The organism is Parapedomonas caeni, from assembly GCF_041060555.1.
Classification (GTDB): Bacteria; Pseudomonadota; Alphaproteobacteria; order Sphingomonadales; family Sphingomonadaceae; genus CAUJIW01.
In genome coordinates this window covers 1-16,548 of sequence record NZ_JBEUDS010000028.1, presented here as the reverse complement: position 1 = coordinate 16,548, position 16,548 = coordinate 1, and the positions used below count along the sequence as shown (strand labels likewise).

The window sequence follows — 16,548 nt, the reverse complement described above, 5'->3', positions numbered from 1 at the left end:
CCTAGCGCGATGACGTGACTATTGGAATACAGTGTGGCCGTCGCACATCACCTGTTTGCGATGAACGCCCTTGCGGACATTGCCGCCTAGCGCACATGCTTGAGGTTGGCGGCGTTGACGTTGAGGTCCGAGAGCTTCTTGCGCAGGGTGTTGCGATTGAGGCCCAGCAGCTTGGCGGCCCGGATCTGGTTGCCGCGCGTGGCTGCCAGCGCCATCACCAGCAGTGGCCGCTCGACCTCCTGAAGCACTCGGTCATAGAGGCCATCGGGCGGCAGGTCATTGCCGAACGTGGCAAAATAGCGGGCCAGGTGATGTTCGACCGACTCGCTCAACCCCTGCCCCGGCGTCGCCTGCATGACGGCCAGCGGTTCGCTGCCCTCGCGCATCTCCAGTTCCAGCACGCTGGCGGTGATGATGTCGTCGCGGGTTAGCGCCGCCAGCCGGCGCATCAGGTTCTCCAGCTCGCGGACGTTGCCGGGCCACGGATATTGCCGCAGCCAGGTGACGGCGCCGGCATCCAGCGAGCGTCGCGGCAGACCCTGCCGGTGCGCCTGTTCCAGGAAATGCCGGGCCAGTTCCGGCACGTCGTCGGCGCGCATCCGTAGCGGCGGCAAGCGCAGCGGCACCACGTTGAGGCGGTAGAACAGATCCTCGCGGAACCGCCCGCTCTCGATCAGCTTGCGCAAATCCTTGTTGGTGGCTGAGATGATGCGGACGTCGGTCTTCTTGGTGCGCTGACCGCCGACCGAGGTGTATTCGCCCTCCTGCAACACCCGCAGCAGCCGGGTCTGGGCGTCGATCGGCATGTCGCCGATCTCGTCGAGAAACAGCGTGCCGCCCTGGGCCTGCTCGAACTTGCCGATCGAGCGGGCCGAGGCGCCGGTGAAAGCGCCCTTTTCATGACCGAACAGCTCCGACTCGATCAGTTCGCGCGGGATCGCCGCCATGTTGAGCGCGACAAACGGACCGGTCTTGCGCGGGCCGAGATCGTGCAGGGCGCGCGCCACCAGTTCCTTGCCGGTGCCGGATTCGCCGAGGATCATCACCGTGAGATCGGTCGGCACCACCCGGGCCATGGTGCGATAGACCTCCTGCATTACCGGCGACCGGCCGATCATCGGCAGTTCCTCGGTGCCCTGGACGTCTTGCCGGTGGACCGGGCGTTGTGAACGCACGCGCTCTATCGCGCTGTCAACAACTCTGGTCAATTCATTGATATCAAAAGGTTTTGGTAGGTATTCGTAAGCCCCGCGCTCGGTCGCCTTGACGGCCGTTGCCAGGGTGTTCTGGGCGCTCATGACCACGACCGGCAGGTCCGGGCGGCGGGCATGGATGCGCGGCAGCATGTCGAGGCCATTCTCGTCTGGCATCACCACGTCGGTCACCACGACGTCGCCCACACCCTCCTCGATCCACCGCCACAGGCCGGCGGCGGTGCCGGTGACCTTGACGTCATAGCCGGCGCGGGCAAGCGCCTGACGCAAGACGGTGCGGATCGCCTGATCGTCATCGGCGACGAGAATGGTGGCGATGTCGGTCATGCCAGCTCCGAGGCGACAGGCAGCAGGATACGGAAAACGGTGCGCGGCGGGTCGGCCTGGCGGGCATATTCGATGACGCCGCCATGGTCGCCGATGATCTTGGCGGCCAGCGCCAGCCCGAGGCCGCTGCCATTCTGCTTCGAGGAGACGAACGGCTCGAACAGATGGTCCGCCAGCTCCGGCGGCGCACCGGGACCGGAATCGATGACGCAGATCTCCAGCGGCAGCGAAATGCGCCGGGTCGACCCGCGCAGCGCCACGCGCACGCCATGGCGATAGGCGGTGGTCAGTATGATTTCCCCATCATCACCAGCGGCTTCGGCGGCGTTCTTCACCAGATTGAGCAGCACCTGCACCAGCTTGTCGCGGTTGGCCAGCACCGGCGGCAGCGACGGGTCGTAGCGCTCGCGGATGGTGAGTGTGCGGGCAAAGCCGGTCTGGGCGATGCGCCGGACATGGCCGAGGATCTGGTGGATGTTCTCCGGCGTGCGCTCCAGGGGGCGGGTGTCGGTGAAGGTCTCCATGCGGTCAACCAGGGCGCGGATGCGATCGACCTCGCTGCAGATCAGCTGGGTCAGCTCACGACCGCCTTCGTCGGCGCCATCCTCCAGCAACTGGGCGGCGCCCCGGATGCCCGACAGCGGGTTCTTGATCTCATGCGCCAGCATGGCGGCGACACCGACCACCGAGCGCGCGGCGCCCTGATGGGTGAGCTGGCGATCGATCATCATGGCGATCGAGCGCGACTGCAGCATCAGCAGCAGCCAGCCCGGCTGGTCGGGCAGCGGGCTGACGACAATGTCGGCAACCAGTCGCTGGCCGCCGATCAGCGCCAGTTCGACGGCATGTTCCGAATAGGAGCCATCCTGCAGTCGCGCCTCGCGGATCAACCCGAGCAACGGGCTGTCGGCCGGCACCACGTGCGGCAGGCCACGCTGCTCCAGCACGGCGGCGGAAGCGTTGAAGAAGGACTCCGCCGCCGTATTGGCAAAGCGGATGACGTCATCGGGGTCGAGGCACAGCACGGGGCCGGGCAGCGCGTTGACGATGTCCTGAAGCAGGGCCGCGGCGGGAACCAGGGTGCCGGGGGTCGCGTGTGTGGCCGTCCGGCTCATGCCGCGCGCTTTTCGAGCAGCGGTTCGTAGAAGGCCACCAGTTCATGCTTCACCACAGCGGAGCTTTCGATCTGGTTGATCTTGTTGCGGAATTCCGCCGATCCTGGCAGCCCCTTGGTGTACCAGCCGATGTGCTTGCGCGCCAGGTTGACTCCAGTGCGTTCGCCGTAATGCTCCAGCATCATGTCGTAGTGCTCGCGGACCAGCGCATATTGCTCGGCGAAGCCCGGTTCCGGCCGTCGCTCGCCGGTTTCCAGAAAGCGGATCACCTGCCCCGGCAGCCACGGCTTGCCGTAGGCGCCGCGCCCGACCATCACGCCATCGGCGCCGGACTGCTCCCGCGCCGTTGCCGCATCATCCAGCGTGCAGATGTCGCCATTGACGATCACCGGCACCTTGACCGCCTGTTTGACGCTGGCGACGAAGCGCCAGTCGGCGGTGCCGGCGTACATCTGGTTGCGGGTGCGCCCGTGTACGGTGATCATCCGCACGCCCAGATCCTCGGCGATGCGCGCCAGTTCCGGGGCGTTCAGACTGCTGTGATCCCAGCCCATGCGCATTTTCAGCGTCACCGGCACCGTCACCGCCTTGACCACGGCATCGATGATCCGCCCGGCAAGCTCCAGATCGCGCATCAGCGCCGAGCCCGCCCAGCCGTTGACCACCTTCTTCACCGGGCAGCCCATGTTGATGTCGATGATCGCGGCGCCGCGATCCTCGTTGAGCCTGGCGGCCTCGGCCATCACCTGCGGTTCGCAGCCGGCCAGCTGCAACGACACCGGTTCTTCCTCCGGTGCCCAGGCGGCCTTCAGCAGCGACTGGCGAGTTTCCCGCACCATCGCCTCGGAGGCGATCATCTCGGAGACGGTCAGGCCGCAGCCATAGCGCTTGACCAGCCGGCGGAACGGCAGGTCGCTGACGCCGGTCATCGGCGCCAGAATGACGTTGTTGGGAATGGAAACCGGACCGATGTTGAGCATGGCGTCACTGCTGCACAAAAAACAGGCACGGGCTCTACACGAGATGCGGTTGTTTGCCAAGCAGGGCTTCCGTACAAGCGCAGGATGTCGCACATACCCGAGACCGGCCACACCATCGCCCTCATCGTCGCCGCCGGCCGCGGCAGCCGCAGTGGCGCGCCCGCGCCCAAGCAGTATCAGTCGCTGGCCGGCAAGCCGCTGCTGCGCTGGTCGGCCGGGCTGCTGCTGGCGCACCCCGGCATTGATGCCGTGCGGGTGGTGATCCATGCCGATGACCGTCCCGCTTACGACGCCGCCATCGCCGGCCTGCCGCTGGGCGCGCCGATCATCGGTGGCGCCAGCCGGCAGGAGTCGGTGCGGCGTGGGCTGGAGAGCATTGCCGCCGAGGGCGGCGCCAGCCGCGTGCTGATTCACGATGCTGCCCGACCGCTGCTGTCGTCCGCGCTGGTGGAGCGGGTGCTGGCAGCACTCGCCGTTCATGCCGGCGCCATCCCCGCCCTGCCGGTGGTCGACACGCTGGTACGCGGCACCGACCGGGTGGCGGACGCGGTCGCCCGCGACGGCCTGTGGCGGGTGCAGACGCCGCAAGGCTTCCGCTTTGCCGACATTCTGGCGGCCCATCGGGCGGCAACGGCCGACCATACCGACGACGGCGGCGTGTTGCGCGCCGCCGGCGGTACGGTGGCGATCGTGCCGGGAGACGAGGACAACATGAAGGTGACGCTTCCCGAAGACTGGGCACGGGCCGAACGGTTGCTGGCGCCGCGCCGGGTGAGCCGGGTCGGCATGGGCTATGACGTCCATCGCTTCGGGCCGGGCGATCACGTCTGGCTATGCGGCGTCAAGGTGCCCCATGACCACGCCCTGGTTGGCCATTCGGATGCCGACGTGGCGCTGCACGCGCTGACCGACGCCCTGCTTGGTGCCATTGGTGCCGGTGACATCGGCCAGCACTTCCCCCCTTCCGATCCGCAGTGGCGCGGCGCGGACTCGGTGCGTTTCCTGGCCCATGCCGCCCGGCTGGTGGCAGACTCCGGTGGTGCCATCGAGCATGTCGACGTGACAATCATTTGCGAGCGCCCCAAGGTTGGGCCGCACCGCGACGCCATGGTGGCGCGGATCGCCGGCGTGCTCGGGCTGGCGGCCGGTCAGGTCAGCGTCAAGGCCACCACCACCGAGGGCCTGGGCTTCACCGGCCGCCGGGAGGGCATCGCGGCACAGGCGATAGCCACCGTAACCATTCCGGTGTAAGAGGCGCCGAAAATGGAGTCGCTGATGCTGTTCCCCGCTGACATCGTGGCCGAAGCCGAGGCTGTGCTGACCGCCTTTCGCGCCCGTGGCCTGAAGATCGCCACCGCCGAGTCCTGCACCGGTGGCCTGCTGGCCGGCGCGTTGACGGAAATCGCCGGGTCGTCCGATGTCCTTGATCGCGGCTTCGTCACCTACTCCAACGAGGCCAAGATCAAGACGCTGGGTGTCAGCCTTGACGTGCTGGAGACCTTTGGCGCGGTCAGCGTCGCCGTCGCCTGGGCGATGGCCCAGGGCGCCATTGCGCGCTCCGATGCCGATGTCGCCGTCGGCATCACCGGTATCGCCGGCCCCGGTGGTGGCAGCGACCGCAAGCCGGTGGGCACCGTGGTGTTCGCCCTGGCCCGCCGTGGCCAGAGCGAGAAGGATGTGGTCGCGGATACGCGGGTGTTCGAGGGACTGGACCGGACCGGGGTACGCCTTCAGGCCGTGCGGGTGGCGCTGGAACTGCTGGCGTCGGTGACGAGGGTCTCGGACGCGTAAAGTTCAGCCGCGCGCGCCTCGAACGCCGCCACCATCCGGCCGAGCGCCTCGGAAAACACGGTGCCGACCATCGCCTCCAGCAGGCGGTTCTTGAACGCGAAATCGACATGGAAATCAACGCGGGTGCCGCCCTGCCCGTCGGGGGTGAACCGCCAGTCGTTGTGCAGGTGTTTCAATGGCCCGTTCACATAGTCGACATGCACATGATGCGGCCGTTCAAGTGTCACCCGCGAGGTGAAGGTCTCGCGGAACACCTTGAAGCCGACGATCAGGTCCGCCACCAGCAGCATCGGCGAGGATGAGCGGACCCGGGCGCCTACCACCCACGGCAGGAACTGCGGATAGGCCCCGACGTCCGCCACCAGATCGAACATCTGCTCAGGGCTGTAGGGCAGGATGCGCTGATCGGCGTGCCGCGGCATCAGCCCCTCGCCGCCTCCCGTGCCAGCTTGTCCAGCCGCGCCGCCTTCAGCTTCGCGAAATCGCTGCCGGCATGATAGCTCGATCGGGTCAGCGGGCTCGACGACACCAGCAGGAAGCCCTTGGCCTTGGCCATGCTGGCGTAGGCGTTGAACTCGGCCGGCGTGACGAAGCGATCGACGGCGATGTGCCGGGGCGTCGGCTGCAGATACTGGCCGATGGTGAGGAAATCGATGTCGGCGGAGCGCATGTCGTCCATCACCTGATGGACCTCCAGCCGTTCCTCGCCCAGGCCCGCCATGATGCCGGACTTGGTGAAGATGGTCGGATCGAGCCGCTTCACCAGATCGAGCAGCCGCAGCGAATGATAGTAGCGCGCGCCCGGCCGCACCGTCGGGTAGAGCCGCGGCACGGTTTCCAGGTTGTGGTTGTAGACGTCGGGTCGCGCGGCGACGATGCGCTCCACCGCCGACTGCATCTTGTTACGGAAGTCGGGGGTGAGGATCTCGATGGTGGTGGCCGGCGCGCGCTGGCGCAGGGCTTCGATCACCCGGACGAACTGGGTGGCCCCACCATCCGCCAGATCGTCGCGATCGACCGAGGTGATGACGATGTGTTCCAGTCCCATGGCCGCGCAGGCATCCGCCACATGCTCGGGCTCCATCGGGTCGACGGGGCGCGGCATACCGGTCTTGACGTTGCAGAAGGCGCAGGCGCGGGTGCAGGTGTCGCCGAGAATCATCACCGTGGCGTGCTTCTGCTTCCAGCATTCGCCGAGGTTCGGACAGGCGGCTTCCTCGCACACCGTGTGCAGCTTGAGGTCCCGCATCAGCTTGCGGGTCTCCCCCACCTCGGGCGAGGTGGGCGCGCGGACGCGCAGCCATTCCGGCTTGCGCACGCGCGGCTGCGGCGTCTCGGGGCTGGCGGCGTCCGGGCTGAGGATTTCTGGCTTGTTCATGGACCCCACATAATCCCTCGACCGTCACATTCCAACTGTTGTGACGCCTTGCCCGGCGGGATGACCACACTATGTCAGGGCCGCCAATGGCGTCCCGCCCTGGCGGTGGGTCAGGACCGCCAGCGACGTCCCGCCCGGACGGTGGTTCCGGCCGGCGCGACGACGGTGGCAGCATGGGTTGACGTAGGTTCAGGAAGGACGTTTATGCACGACGACAATGAGAAGGAAGCGCCCAGCGTGTCTGATTTCGAGTTCCTGATCGACGGCTATCGCCGGTTTCGCAGCGACATCTACACCCGCCATCGCACCCGTTACGACTCGCTGGCCAACCAGGGCCAGTCGCCCAAGGTGATGATGATCGCCTGCTGCGACAGCCGGGTGGACCCCACCGTGGTATTCGACGCCGAGCCGGGCCAGCTGTTCGTGCTGCGCAACGTCGCCAACCTGGTGCCGCCGTTCGAGACCGGCGGCGGCCGTCATGGTGCCAGCGCGGCCATCGAATATGCCGTCACCCAGCTCAAGGTCGAGCATGTGGTGGTGTTCGGCCATGCCCGCTGCGGTGGCATCCAGGCCTCGCTGACCGGCGACTTCGACAATGAGGACGACGATGCCGCCGACGCCAGCTTCATCGGCAAATGGATGGCGCTGATCAAGCCGGTGCGCGATCAGGTGATGATGGCCTACAAGATCGCGCCGGACATCGACCCGCAGCGGGCGCTGGAACAGGCGGCGATCCGCCAGTCCATCGCCAACCTGCGAACCTTCCCGTTCGTCGCCGAGCGTGAACGCGAGGGCGTGCTGCGGCTGCATGGCGCCTATTTCGACATCGCCGATGGCATCCTAAAGCTGCTGGACACCCAGTCCGACCGGTTCGAGCCGGTGCAGATGAGCTGGACCGAGGACTGATCGGCCAACAACGTGGTTCCATGACGGCGACGGCCGCCGACCGGGGTTCCGGCGGCGGCCGCTGATCGTCCGGGCCGCAAGGACCCCGGCAGGGACCAGATCCGAGAACGGACCAGGCCCCGGAAGGGACTAAGCCTAGAAGTGAATAGCCCGGCCGTAAGCGTCCAGCACGCTTTCGTGCATCATTTCCGACAACGTCGGGTGCGGGAACACGGTGGCCATCAGCTCGGCCTCGGTGGTCTCCAGCGTACGGGCAACCGTGTAACCCTGGATCAGTTCGGTGACTTCCGCGCCGACCATGTGGGCACCCAGCAGCTCGCCGGTTTTGGCGTCCAGCACGGTCTTGACGAAGCCTTCCGCCTCGCCCAGCGCGATCGCCTTGCCGTTGCCGATGAACGGGAAGCGACCGACCTTCACCTCATGCCCGGCGGCCTTGGCCTTGGCCTCGGTGAGGCCGACGCTGGCCACCTGCGGCCGGCAGTAGGTGCAGCCCGGGATATTGCCGGTGTCGAGCGGGTGGGGATGCAGGTCAGCGCCCTTGCCCAGCGCCTTGGCGATCATCTCGGCGGCGGTGACGCCCTCGTGGCTGGCCTTGTGCGCCAGCCACGGCGCGCCGGCGAGGTCGCCGATCGCCCAGATGCCCTCGACATTGGTGCGGCCATAGCCGTCGGTGACGACATGGCCCTTCTCGACCGCGACGCCGACGGCCTCAAGGCCGATATTCTCGACATTGCCGGTGATGCCGATGGCCAGAATCACGCGGTCCACCGTCAGCTGCTCGGCCTTGCCCGCCGCCTCGATGGTGGCGGTCACGCCGTCGCCCTTGGGATCGAGCTTGGTCACCGACGCCGCGGTCTTGATGGTCATGCCCTGCTTGGTCAGCGCCTTGGTCATGAACGCCGAGACTTCCTCGTCCTCCACCGGCAAGATGCGATCCAGCGCCTCGACCACCGTCACCTTGGCGCCGAGGTCGGAGAAGAAGCTGGCGAACTCGATGCCGATGGCGCCCGAGCCGATCACCAGCAGCGATTTCGGCATGACCTCGGGCACCAGCGCATGACGATAGGTCCACACCAGCTTGCCGTCGGCCTTGAGGTGCGGCAGTTCGCGGGCGCGGGCGCCGGTGGCCAGAATGATATGGCGGCCCTCCAGCTCGGCGACCGCCTGGCCGCCCTTCGAGACGGCGAGCCGGCCCTTGCCCACCAGCTGGCCCTCGCCGTCGACCACGGTGACCTTGTTCTTCTTCAACAGGCCCTTGACGCCGGCGTTGAGCTGACCGGCGACACCGCGCGAACGCTTGACGATGGCGGCCAGGTCGAAGCTGACATTGTCCGCCTTCAGGCCATAGGCCGCGGCGTGGGTCATGTAGTGGTAGATTTCCGATGAACGCAGCAGCGCCTTGGTGGGGATGCAGCCCCAGTTGAGGCAGATGCCGCCCAGATGCTCGCGCTCCACCAGCGCCGTCTTGAGGCCCAGCTGGGCGGCCCGGATCGCCGCCACATAGCCGCCGGGGCCGCCACCCAGCACGATAACATCATAGGTCTCAGCCATTTGCGCTCTCTCTCGTTCGCGGTTCGCGTTCATTCAGGGGCCGGCCCCGCCAAGAGCCGGCTTCACCCTCAAGCCATCAACAAAAGCGGCTCTTCGATCAACCTCTTGAAAGCGCCAAGAAACTCGGCCCCGATGGCGCCATCGAGCACGCGATGGTCGACCGACAGCGTCACCGACATCACCGTGGCGATGGCCAGCGCGCCGTCCTTGACCACCGGGCGCGGCTCGCCCGCCCCCACCGCCAGGATGGCGCCCTGGGGCGGATTGATCACCGCGTCGAACTGCTTGATGCCGAACATGCCGAGGTTGGAGATGGAGAAAGTGCCGCCCTGATAGTCTTCCGGCAGCAGCTTGCCGTCGCGGGCTTTCCTGGCCAGCGACGCCATCTCGCGGGAAATATCGGCGACGCCCTTGCCGCAGGCGCCCTTGATGACCGGCGTCACCAGGCCGCCGGGCACCGCCACCGCCACCGAGATGTCGGCGCGGTGGAACTGGTACATCTTGTCGCCGGCGAACTGGGCATTGGCGGCCGGCACCTTCTTCAGCGCCAGACCGCAGGCGCGGATGACGAAGTCGTTGACCGACAGCTTGACGCCGTCGGCCTCCAGCGCCGCGTTGAGTGACTTGCGGGTGGCCAGCAGCTTGTCCAGCTCGACATCGACGGTGATGTAGAAGTGCGGCACCGTCGACTTGCTCTCGGCCATGCGCTTGGCGATCACCTTGCGCATGCCGGGCAGACGGATTTCCTCGAACGGCACATCGGCCGGCGGCGGATAGAGGGTCGGCGCGACGGCAGCAGGTGTCGCGACGGCCGCCACCACGGGCGCTGCTGCTGGCGCCGGGGCTGGTGCGCGCGGCGCGGCGGGCGCCGCCTGGGCGCGCGCGAGATCGGCCTTGACGATGCGGCCGCCGGGGCCGCTGCCCTCGACGTCGCTGAGGTCGAGCCCCATCTGCTCGGCCAGACGGCGGGCCAGCGGCGAGGCCTTGACGCGGTCGTCGTGAATGGCGGCCGGGGTCGCCACGGCAGGCGCCGGGGCGGGTGCCGCGACCACGGGTGCAGGTGTTGGCGCCGGGGTCAGTGCCGGGGTTGGCGCCGGGGTCGGTGCCGGGGTCGGCGTCGGCGTCGGGGCTTGTGCCGTCGGCTTGGCGACCGGGGCTGCGCCCGCGCTCTCGCCTTCCTCAAGCAGGGTCATGATCGGCGTGCCGACCGCGACATCCTCGGTGCCGGCGGCAATCAGCAGCGCGCCCACCGTGCCCTCGTCGGCGGACTCATATTCCATGGTCGCCTTGTCGGTCTCGATCTCCGCCAGCACCTGACCGGCGCTGACGCTGTCGCCTTCCTTCACCAGCCACTTGGCAAGGGTGCCCTTCTCCATGGTCGGCGACAAGGCGGGCATCAGGATTTCAATAGCCATCGGTTCTTCCCCCAGACAGCCCGGGACGCGACGGGGGCGCGCGGCCGGGCTTCTCTTCCTCAACGATACAGCAACAAGGGCTCAGCGGTAGCAGACCCGCCTGGCGGCGGCGACGACGTCATCGACCTTCACCAGCGCCATTTTCTCCAGGTTGTTGGCGTAGGGCAGCGGCACGTCGACGTCGGTGACGCGCAGCACGGGCGCATCGAGGTCGTCGAAGCCGTCCTCCATGCAGATCGCCGCGATTTCCGAGGCGATCGAGCACTGCGGCCAGCCCTCTTCCACCACCACCAGCCGGTTGGTCTTTTTCAGACTGGTGAGCACGGTGGCGCGATCGAGCGGCCGCAGCGAGCGCAGGTCGATCACCTCGGCGCTGATGCCCTCGGCGGCCAGCTTGTCGGCGGCCTCAAGCGCCACGCCGACGGCGATCGAATAACCGACCAGGGTGACGTCGGTGCCTTCCCGCATGATGCGCGCCTTGCCGATCGGCAGCACATAATCGTCCATCTGCGGCACCTCGAAGGTGCGGCCGTACAGCAGCTCGTTCTCCAGGAACACCACCGGGTCCGGCGAGCGGATGGCGGCTTTCAGCAGGCCCTTGGCGTCGGCGGCGTCATAGGGCGCCAGCACGATCAGCCCCGGCACCGCGGCGTACCAGGCGCCGTAGTTCTGGCTGTGTTGGGCGCCGACCCGGGCGGCGGCACCATTGGGGCCGCGGAACACGATCGGGCAGCGCATCTGGCCGCCGGACATGTAGTTGGTCTTGGCCGCCGAGTTGATGATGTGATCGATCGCCTGCATGGCGAAGTTGAAGGTCATGAACTCGATGACCGGCTTCAGCCCGCCCATGGCGGCACCGGCGCCGATGCCGGCAAAGCCGTGCTCGGTGATCGGGGTGTCGATCACCCGGTCGGGCCCGAACATGTCCAGCAGGCCCTGGGTCACCTTGTAGGCGCCCTGATACTGCGCGACCTCCTCGCCCATGACGAAGACGCGGTCATCGCGGCGCATTTCCTCCGCCATGGCGTCGCGCAGGGCCTCGCGCACGGTCATCTTGACCATCGGCGTGCCGGCGGGAATGGCCGGATCGGCCTTGGCTACCAGAACCGGCGCTGCCACCGGGGCTGACGCCGCCACCGGGGCCGGCGCACTGACTGCGGGGGCGGCCGTCGCCACAGGCGCCGGGGCGACCGGGGCAGCAGCGGCCGCCGCGACGGATTCGCCTTCCTCGGCGACCAGCGCGATCGGCGTGCCGACCTTGACCCCTTCGGCGCCGCCCGGCACCAGCAGGCGGGCGACGACGCCGGCGTCATCGGCCTCCAGCTCCATGGTCGCCTTGTCGGTCTCGATCTCGGCGATCACCTGGCCGGCCTTGATGGTATCGCCCTCCTTGACCAGCCACTTGGCCAGCGTGCCCTCCTCCATGGTGGGCGACATGGCGGGCAGGAAAATCTCGGTCGCCATCTCAGTAGGCCTCCACCAGCACGTCGGTATAGAGTTCGGCCGGATCGGGCTCCGGCGAGTTCTGCGCGAAATCGGCCGCCTCGGCGACCAGGGCGCGGATTTCCTTGTCGATGGCCTTGAGCTCCTCCTCGGTCACCCGGCCGCTTTCCAGCAGGCGCTTCTTGCAGCCCTCGATGGGGTCGGAGTGCTCGCGCACCTGCTCGACCTCCTCCTTGGAGCGATACTTGGCCGGATCGGACATAGAGTGGCCGCGATAGCGGTAGGTCTTCATCTCCAGCAGCACCGGGCCCTTGCCGGCGCGCACCCACGCCACCGCCTCGTCGGCGGCGGCCCGCACCTCGCAGACATCCATGCCGTTGATCTGCAGGCCGGGAATGCGGAAGCTCTCGCCCCGGCGGAACAGCTGATCCTCGGCCGAGGCGCGATTGACGCTGGTGCCCATGGCGTACTGGTTGTTCTCGATGACGTAGATCACCGGCAGCTTCCACAGCTCGGCCATGTTGAAGCTTTCGTAGACCTGGCCCTGGTTGGAGGCGCCGTCGCCGAAATAGGTGACGGCGACACCACCGTCCTTCTTGTACTTGTGGGCAAACGCCAGCCCGGTGCCCAGCGACACCTGGGCGCCGACGATGCCATGGCCGCCGTAAAAGCCGTGGTCGACCGAGAACATGTGCATCGAGCCGCCCTTGCCGCGGGAGATGCCGCCCGCGCGGCCGGTCAGCTCGGCCATCACCGGCTTGGGATCGATGCCACAGGCGAGCATGTGGCCATGGTCGCGGTAGCCGGTGATGATGGAGTCGCCCTTGCGCAGCGCTGACTGGATACCCACCACCACCGCTTCCTGGCCGATGTAGAGATGGCAGAAGCCGCCGATCAGGCCCAGGCCGTACATCTGGCCGGCCCGCTCCTCGAAGCGGCGGATCAGCAGCATCTCGCGGTAGAACTGCTTCAGCTCATCGACGCTCGCCTTGTAGGTCTGCGGATAGGCCGGCGCGGGAATCCGGGTGGTGCGAAGGTGGTCGTGGGCATCAGTGGCGGCCTTGTTCTTGGCGCCACCGCTCGGCTTGGCGGGGGATTTGGCCATGGGCTCCCTCCTAGGAATATAACCAAACGTTCGGTTTTATAAAATTGTCTCTTCTGCTTGTTAGCGCGCAAAAGCCGTGACGCCAAGGCATATTAGCCGCCGCGATACCCTGGAGGATGAAACGCGAAGGGCTATTCTCAGATACGTCCAGAGTCCGGCGTTGGCCGGCGTACAACGCGCTGTCACCGCTGTTCGGATGGCGGGTCCAGCAGAATGATGTCTTCATTGGGATCGGCGAGGCCGAGGTGGCGTCGCACCAGTTCGTCGGCATAGTCCGGGTCAACCCGGTCCGGCGAGAGCAGCGCGAGGCGATGTTCCAGCGTCTGGCGCTGCTGGCGCAGCTTCGCGGCATCATGCGACAGATCGGCGATCTGTGCCTCATAGGCGCCATAGGCGCGCAGGCCGTTCTGCCCTTGCAGCGTATGATAGCCGAAATAGGCGATGGCAACGACGCAGCCGGCGGGCACCAGGGCCCGCTTGAGCAATGCAGTCAAGTCATTGTCCGGCAGCATGGTGCCACATCACCACGGGCGACTCCGCCCGTCAAGAGTCTGCCTTGTGGTTCAAGGCATTGATTGGTGAATTTATGCCTTCAGAATGCTCCGGCCGGCATAGACGGCTGCCGTGGCCAGTTCCTGCTCGATACGGATCAGCTGGTTGTACTTGGCCAGCCGGTCGGAGCGCGCCAGGCTGCCGGTCTTGATCTGGCCGCAGTTGGTGGCCACCGCGAGGTCGGCGATGGTGGCATCCTCGGTCTCGCCCGAGCGATGCGACATCACGGCGGTGTAGCCGGCGCGATGCGCGGTGTCGACGGCGGTCAGCGTCTCGGTGAGCGAGCCGATCTGGTTGACCTTGACCAGAATCGAGTTGGCGACGCCCTTGGCGATGCCCTCGCGCAGGCGCACGGCATTGGTGACGAACAGGTCGTCGCCCACCAGCTGGCACTTGCCGCCGATGAGGTCGGTGAGCGCCTTCCAGCCGGCCCAGTCGTCCTCGGCCATGCCGTCCTCGATCGAGATGATCGGATACTTGGCCACCAGATCGGCGAGGTAGGCCGCCATCTGGCCGCTGTCGAGGGTCTTGCCCTCGCCGGCCAGCACATACTTGCCGTCATGGAAGAACTCGGTCGACGCGCAGTCGAGCGCCAGATAGACATCCTCGCCCGGCTTGTAGCCAGCCTTCTCGATCGCCTTCATGATGAAGTCGATGGCGTCCGTCGTGCTGGCGAGCTTCGGCGCGAAGCCGCCCTCGTCGCCGACCGCGGTGTTGTGACCGGCCGTCGACAGTTCCTTCTTCAGGGTGTGGAAGATTTCCGCGCCCCAGCGCACCGCGTCGGCCAGGCTGTCGGCGCCGACCGGCATGATCATGAATTCCTGGATGTCGATCGGGTTGTCGGCATGGGCGCCGCCGTTGATGATGTTCATCATCGGCACCGGCAGGGTGCGGGCGGAAACGCCGCCGATATAGCGATACAGCTCGATGCCGCGCGCGTCGGCGGCCGCCTTGGCCACCGCCATCGACACGCCGAGGATGGCGTTGGCGCCCAGCCGGCTCTTGTTGGCCGTGCCGTCGAGGTCGAGCATGATCTGGTCGATGGCCACCTGATCCTCGGCGTCAAGGCCGGAAAGGGCATCAAAGATCTCGCCGTTGACCGCCTCGACCGCCGCCAGCACGCCCTTGCCGAGGTAGCGGCCCTTGTCGCCGTCGCGCTTCTCGACCGCCTCATGGGCGCCGGTGGAGGCGCCCGACGGCACGGCGGCACGGCCGAACGAGCCGTCCTCCAGCGTCACATCCACCTCGACCGTGGGGTTGCCGCGGCTGTCGAGAATCTCGCGGCCCAGAATGTCGATGATGGCGGTCATGGTTTTCTCCACGGTGGGTGTCGACGGTTGCTGCGGCTCCTCTAGCGGCCAGCGGGCCGGCCGACAAGTCCGCGTGCGACGGGGAGGAGTCAGTGGACCTCGTCGCGCAAGGTCGCGGGATAGGCAACCCGATCGCCGACGGCGATTCCCAGTCGCGCCGCCAGGCCGCCGTTGATCTCCAGCACAGCGGCCGCCGGACCCGGCGAGTCGATGATGTCGAGCGAGTGTGGCCGGGCGTTGGCGACAATGCCGGAGATACGCCCCCTGTCGTCAATGAACAGCAGATCCAGCGGGATGAAGGTATTCTGCATCCAGAACGAAACCGGGCGGCTGCGCGGAAACAGGAACAGCATTCCCTCGTCGGCGGGCATATCCCGCCGGTGCATCAGGCCGGTGTTGCGCTGTTGCTCGGTTGTCGCGACCTGCACGGTGAACACGGCGGTTCTGCCGCCGGCCAGCGTGATCCGCAGGGGCGCCTGCCGCAGGCGCTGGGGGGTGCCCGCGATGTCGGCCGCCGCCACCGGCCCGGCGCCGCCGGGCAGGCCGCCGGGAAACGGCAGGGCCAGCCCGATACAGGCGGCCAGCCGGACCAGTGGAAGATTACGCCAGAACCGGAACACAAGGAACTCCGAACACTCAGGTCTCGGGCGGCCACTCCACGACGACCGCCAGAGGCCCCTTCTCGCCGGGCGCTATGCGGGCGCGCAAGTCCTGCCCCGGTAGCAACTCGCCGATGCTGGCACGACGCAGCGTTTCCATGTGGACGAAAATGTCCTGCGTGCCCGCGCCGCGTGACAGGAAGCCATAGCCTTTCAGGCGGTTGAACCACTTGACCGTCACGATCTCGAAGTCGCCGGCATTGGTGATGAGCGACAACGGATCGACGCGGTCCGCGGCTTTCTGCAAGGCCGACTCCGGGTCAGGCCCCACTGCTGTCGTGAGGTCGAGGCTGAGAATCCTGGTCGCCTGCCGGCCACGATCCCGTCGTGCCGCCAGGCAGGTCAGTGTCGCGCCTTCCGGCAACGTCCGTCGTCCCACTTCCCGCAATACCGAGAAATGGACGAGTACGTCGCCCCCGCCACCATCGAGCGGCACCAGGAAGCCATAGCCCTTGACCGAGTCGAACCACTTGACCGTCCCGGTTACTTCCTCCCCAGCGGTTTCGACTGGTTGGCCGAGGTTCTCTCCTCCGTGAACCGGCTCCACCATTTGGATCCTTCCAACGCTGCGCACCATTTTGACTGTGCCTGAGACTACCAATTATCACATGTTTTGCAGTGGTCCAATTTACAAACAACAGACGCAACTAATTGCAGGAAAGCGACATTTATCCCGTTAGCGTCCGCGCTCGTGGTGTAATTTCCGGTGTAGGCGATGGTGTATTCCGGGGTGGGGCATGCCCCACCCCGGAATGCGGCGTCGCTGGTGGCCACCGGGTTCATCGTTATGGTGGAGTTTGCA

17 protein-coding genes are annotated in these 16,548 nt (G+C 66.9%); 3 read left to right on the top strand and 14 right to left on the bottom strand.

Features of this window, described 5'->3' with window-relative positions:
- Window positions 1-86 precede the first annotated feature (86 nt).
- The 3 genes from ntrC to dusB are packed head-to-tail and all read right to left on the bottom strand — an operon-like array spanning window position 87 to window position 3,636.
- Window positions 87-1,541: a nitrogen regulation protein NR(I) gene (ntrC, locus tag ABU113_RS14960; protein WP_454560306.1), complete on the bottom strand. Its 1,455-nt coding sequence runs from the start codon at window positions 1,539-1,541 to the stop codon at window positions 87-89.
- Window positions 1,538-2,656 carry a two-component system sensor histidine kinase NtrB gene (locus tag ABU113_RS14955; protein ID WP_454560305.1) on the bottom strand — a complete coding sequence of 373 codons (1,119 nt, stop codon included), beginning with the start codon at window positions 2,654-2,656 and terminating at the stop codon, window positions 1,538-1,540. Before ABU113_RS14955 ends, ntrC begins: the two co-directional genes overlap by 4 nt.
- The gene (dusB, locus tag ABU113_RS14950; protein ID WP_454560304.1) at window positions 2,653-3,636 is read right to left on the bottom strand and encodes a tRNA dihydrouridine synthase DusB; all 984 of its coding nucleotides are present in this window, start codon (window positions 3,634-3,636) and stop codon (window positions 2,653-2,655) included. Before dusB ends, ABU113_RS14955 begins: the two co-directional genes overlap by 4 nt.
- An 84-nt stretch (window positions 3,637-3,720) precedes the next feature.
- On the opposite strand from dusB, the gene ABU113_RS14945 reads away from it, so the two are divergent.
- Window positions 3,721-4,887: a bifunctional 2-C-methyl-D-erythritol 4-phosphate cytidylyltransferase/2-C-methyl-D-erythritol 2,4-cyclodiphosphate synthase gene (locus ABU113_RS14945; RefSeq protein ID WP_454560303.1), complete on the top strand. Its 1,167-nt coding sequence runs from the start codon at window positions 3,721-3,723 to the stop codon at window positions 4,885-4,887.
- A gap of 24 nt (window positions 4,888-4,911) precedes the next feature.
- Entirely contained in the window at window positions 4,912-5,427 is a 516-nt protein-coding gene (locus ABU113_RS14940; protein ID WP_454560302.1) for a CinA family protein, read from the top strand.
- Here ABU113_RS14940 and ABU113_RS14935 read toward each other — a convergent pair.
- The gene (locus ABU113_RS14935) at window positions 5,367-5,849 is read right to left on the bottom strand and encodes a type II toxin-antitoxin system RatA family toxin (RefSeq protein WP_454560301.1); all 483 of its coding nucleotides are present in this window, start codon (window positions 5,847-5,849) and stop codon (window positions 5,367-5,369) included. The two genes, ABU113_RS14940 and ABU113_RS14935, sit on opposite strands and share 61 nt — an antisense overlap.
- Complete coding sequence (lipA, locus tag ABU113_RS14930) at window positions 5,849-6,805, bottom strand: lipoyl synthase (RefSeq protein ID WP_454560300.1); 957 nt, start codon at window positions 6,803-6,805, stop codon at window positions 5,849-5,851. Before lipA ends, ABU113_RS14935 begins: the two co-directional genes overlap by 1 nt.
- 204 nt (window positions 6,806-7,009) lie before the next feature.
- Between lipA and ABU113_RS14925 the strand changes: the two genes are divergently transcribed.
- On the top strand, window positions 7,010-7,711 hold the full coding sequence (locus ABU113_RS14925; RefSeq protein WP_454560299.1) for a carbonic anhydrase: 702 nt from the start codon (window positions 7,010-7,012) through the stop codon (window positions 7,709-7,711).
- A gap of 135 nt (window positions 7,712-7,846) precedes the next feature.
- On the opposite strand, the gene lpdA is transcribed toward ABU113_RS14925, so the two are convergent.
- From lpdA to ABU113_RS14880, 9 genes are all read right to left on the bottom strand, one after another.
- Window positions 7,847-9,262, bottom strand: a complete 1,416-nt coding sequence (gene lpdA / locus ABU113_RS14920; protein WP_454560298.1) for a dihydrolipoyl dehydrogenase — start codon at window positions 9,260-9,262, stop codon at window positions 7,847-7,849.
- A 68-nt stretch (window positions 9,263-9,330) separates the two neighbouring features.
- On the bottom strand, window positions 9,331-10,677 hold the full coding sequence (locus tag ABU113_RS14915; protein WP_454560297.1) for a pyruvate dehydrogenase complex dihydrolipoamide acetyltransferase: 1,347 nt from the start codon (window positions 10,675-10,677) through the stop codon (window positions 9,331-9,333).
- 81 nt (window positions 10,678-10,758) lie between these two features.
- Entirely contained in the window at window positions 10,759-12,141 is a 1,383-nt protein-coding gene (locus ABU113_RS14910; RefSeq protein WP_454560296.1) for a pyruvate dehydrogenase complex E1 component subunit beta, read from the bottom strand.
- A gap of 1 nt (window position 12,142) precedes the next feature.
- Window positions 12,143-13,225, bottom strand: a complete 1,083-nt coding sequence (pdhA, locus tag ABU113_RS14905; RefSeq protein WP_454560295.1) for a pyruvate dehydrogenase (acetyl-transferring) E1 component subunit alpha — start codon at window positions 13,223-13,225, stop codon at window positions 12,143-12,145.
- Between the two features lie 182 nt (window positions 13,226-13,407).
- A complete protein-coding gene (locus ABU113_RS14900) occupies window positions 13,408-13,737 on the bottom strand; it encodes an FtsB family cell division protein (protein WP_454560294.1) in 330 nt (109 codons plus the stop codon).
- 72 nt (window positions 13,738-13,809) lie between these two features.
- Window positions 13,810-15,087: a phosphopyruvate hydratase gene (gene eno / locus ABU113_RS14895; protein WP_454560293.1), complete on the bottom strand. Its 1,278-nt coding sequence runs from the start codon at window positions 15,085-15,087 to the stop codon at window positions 13,810-13,812.
- Between the two features lie 89 nt (window positions 15,088-15,176).
- Entirely contained in the window at window positions 15,177-15,707 is a 531-nt protein-coding gene (locus ABU113_RS14890; RefSeq protein ID WP_454560292.1) for a DUF192 domain-containing protein, read from the bottom strand.
- A 16-nt stretch (window positions 15,708-15,723) separates the two neighbouring features.
- Window positions 15,724-16,296 (bottom strand): cold-shock protein, encoded by a 573-nt coding sequence (locus ABU113_RS14885; RefSeq protein ID WP_454560291.1) that lies wholly within the window; start codon window positions 16,294-16,296, stop codon window positions 15,724-15,726.
- Between the two features lie 44 nt (window positions 16,297-16,340).
- Window positions 16,341-16,548, bottom strand: a 208-nt coding sequence (locus tag ABU113_RS14880) for a hypothetical protein (protein WP_454560290.1), incomplete at its 5' end; no start/stop codon positions are given.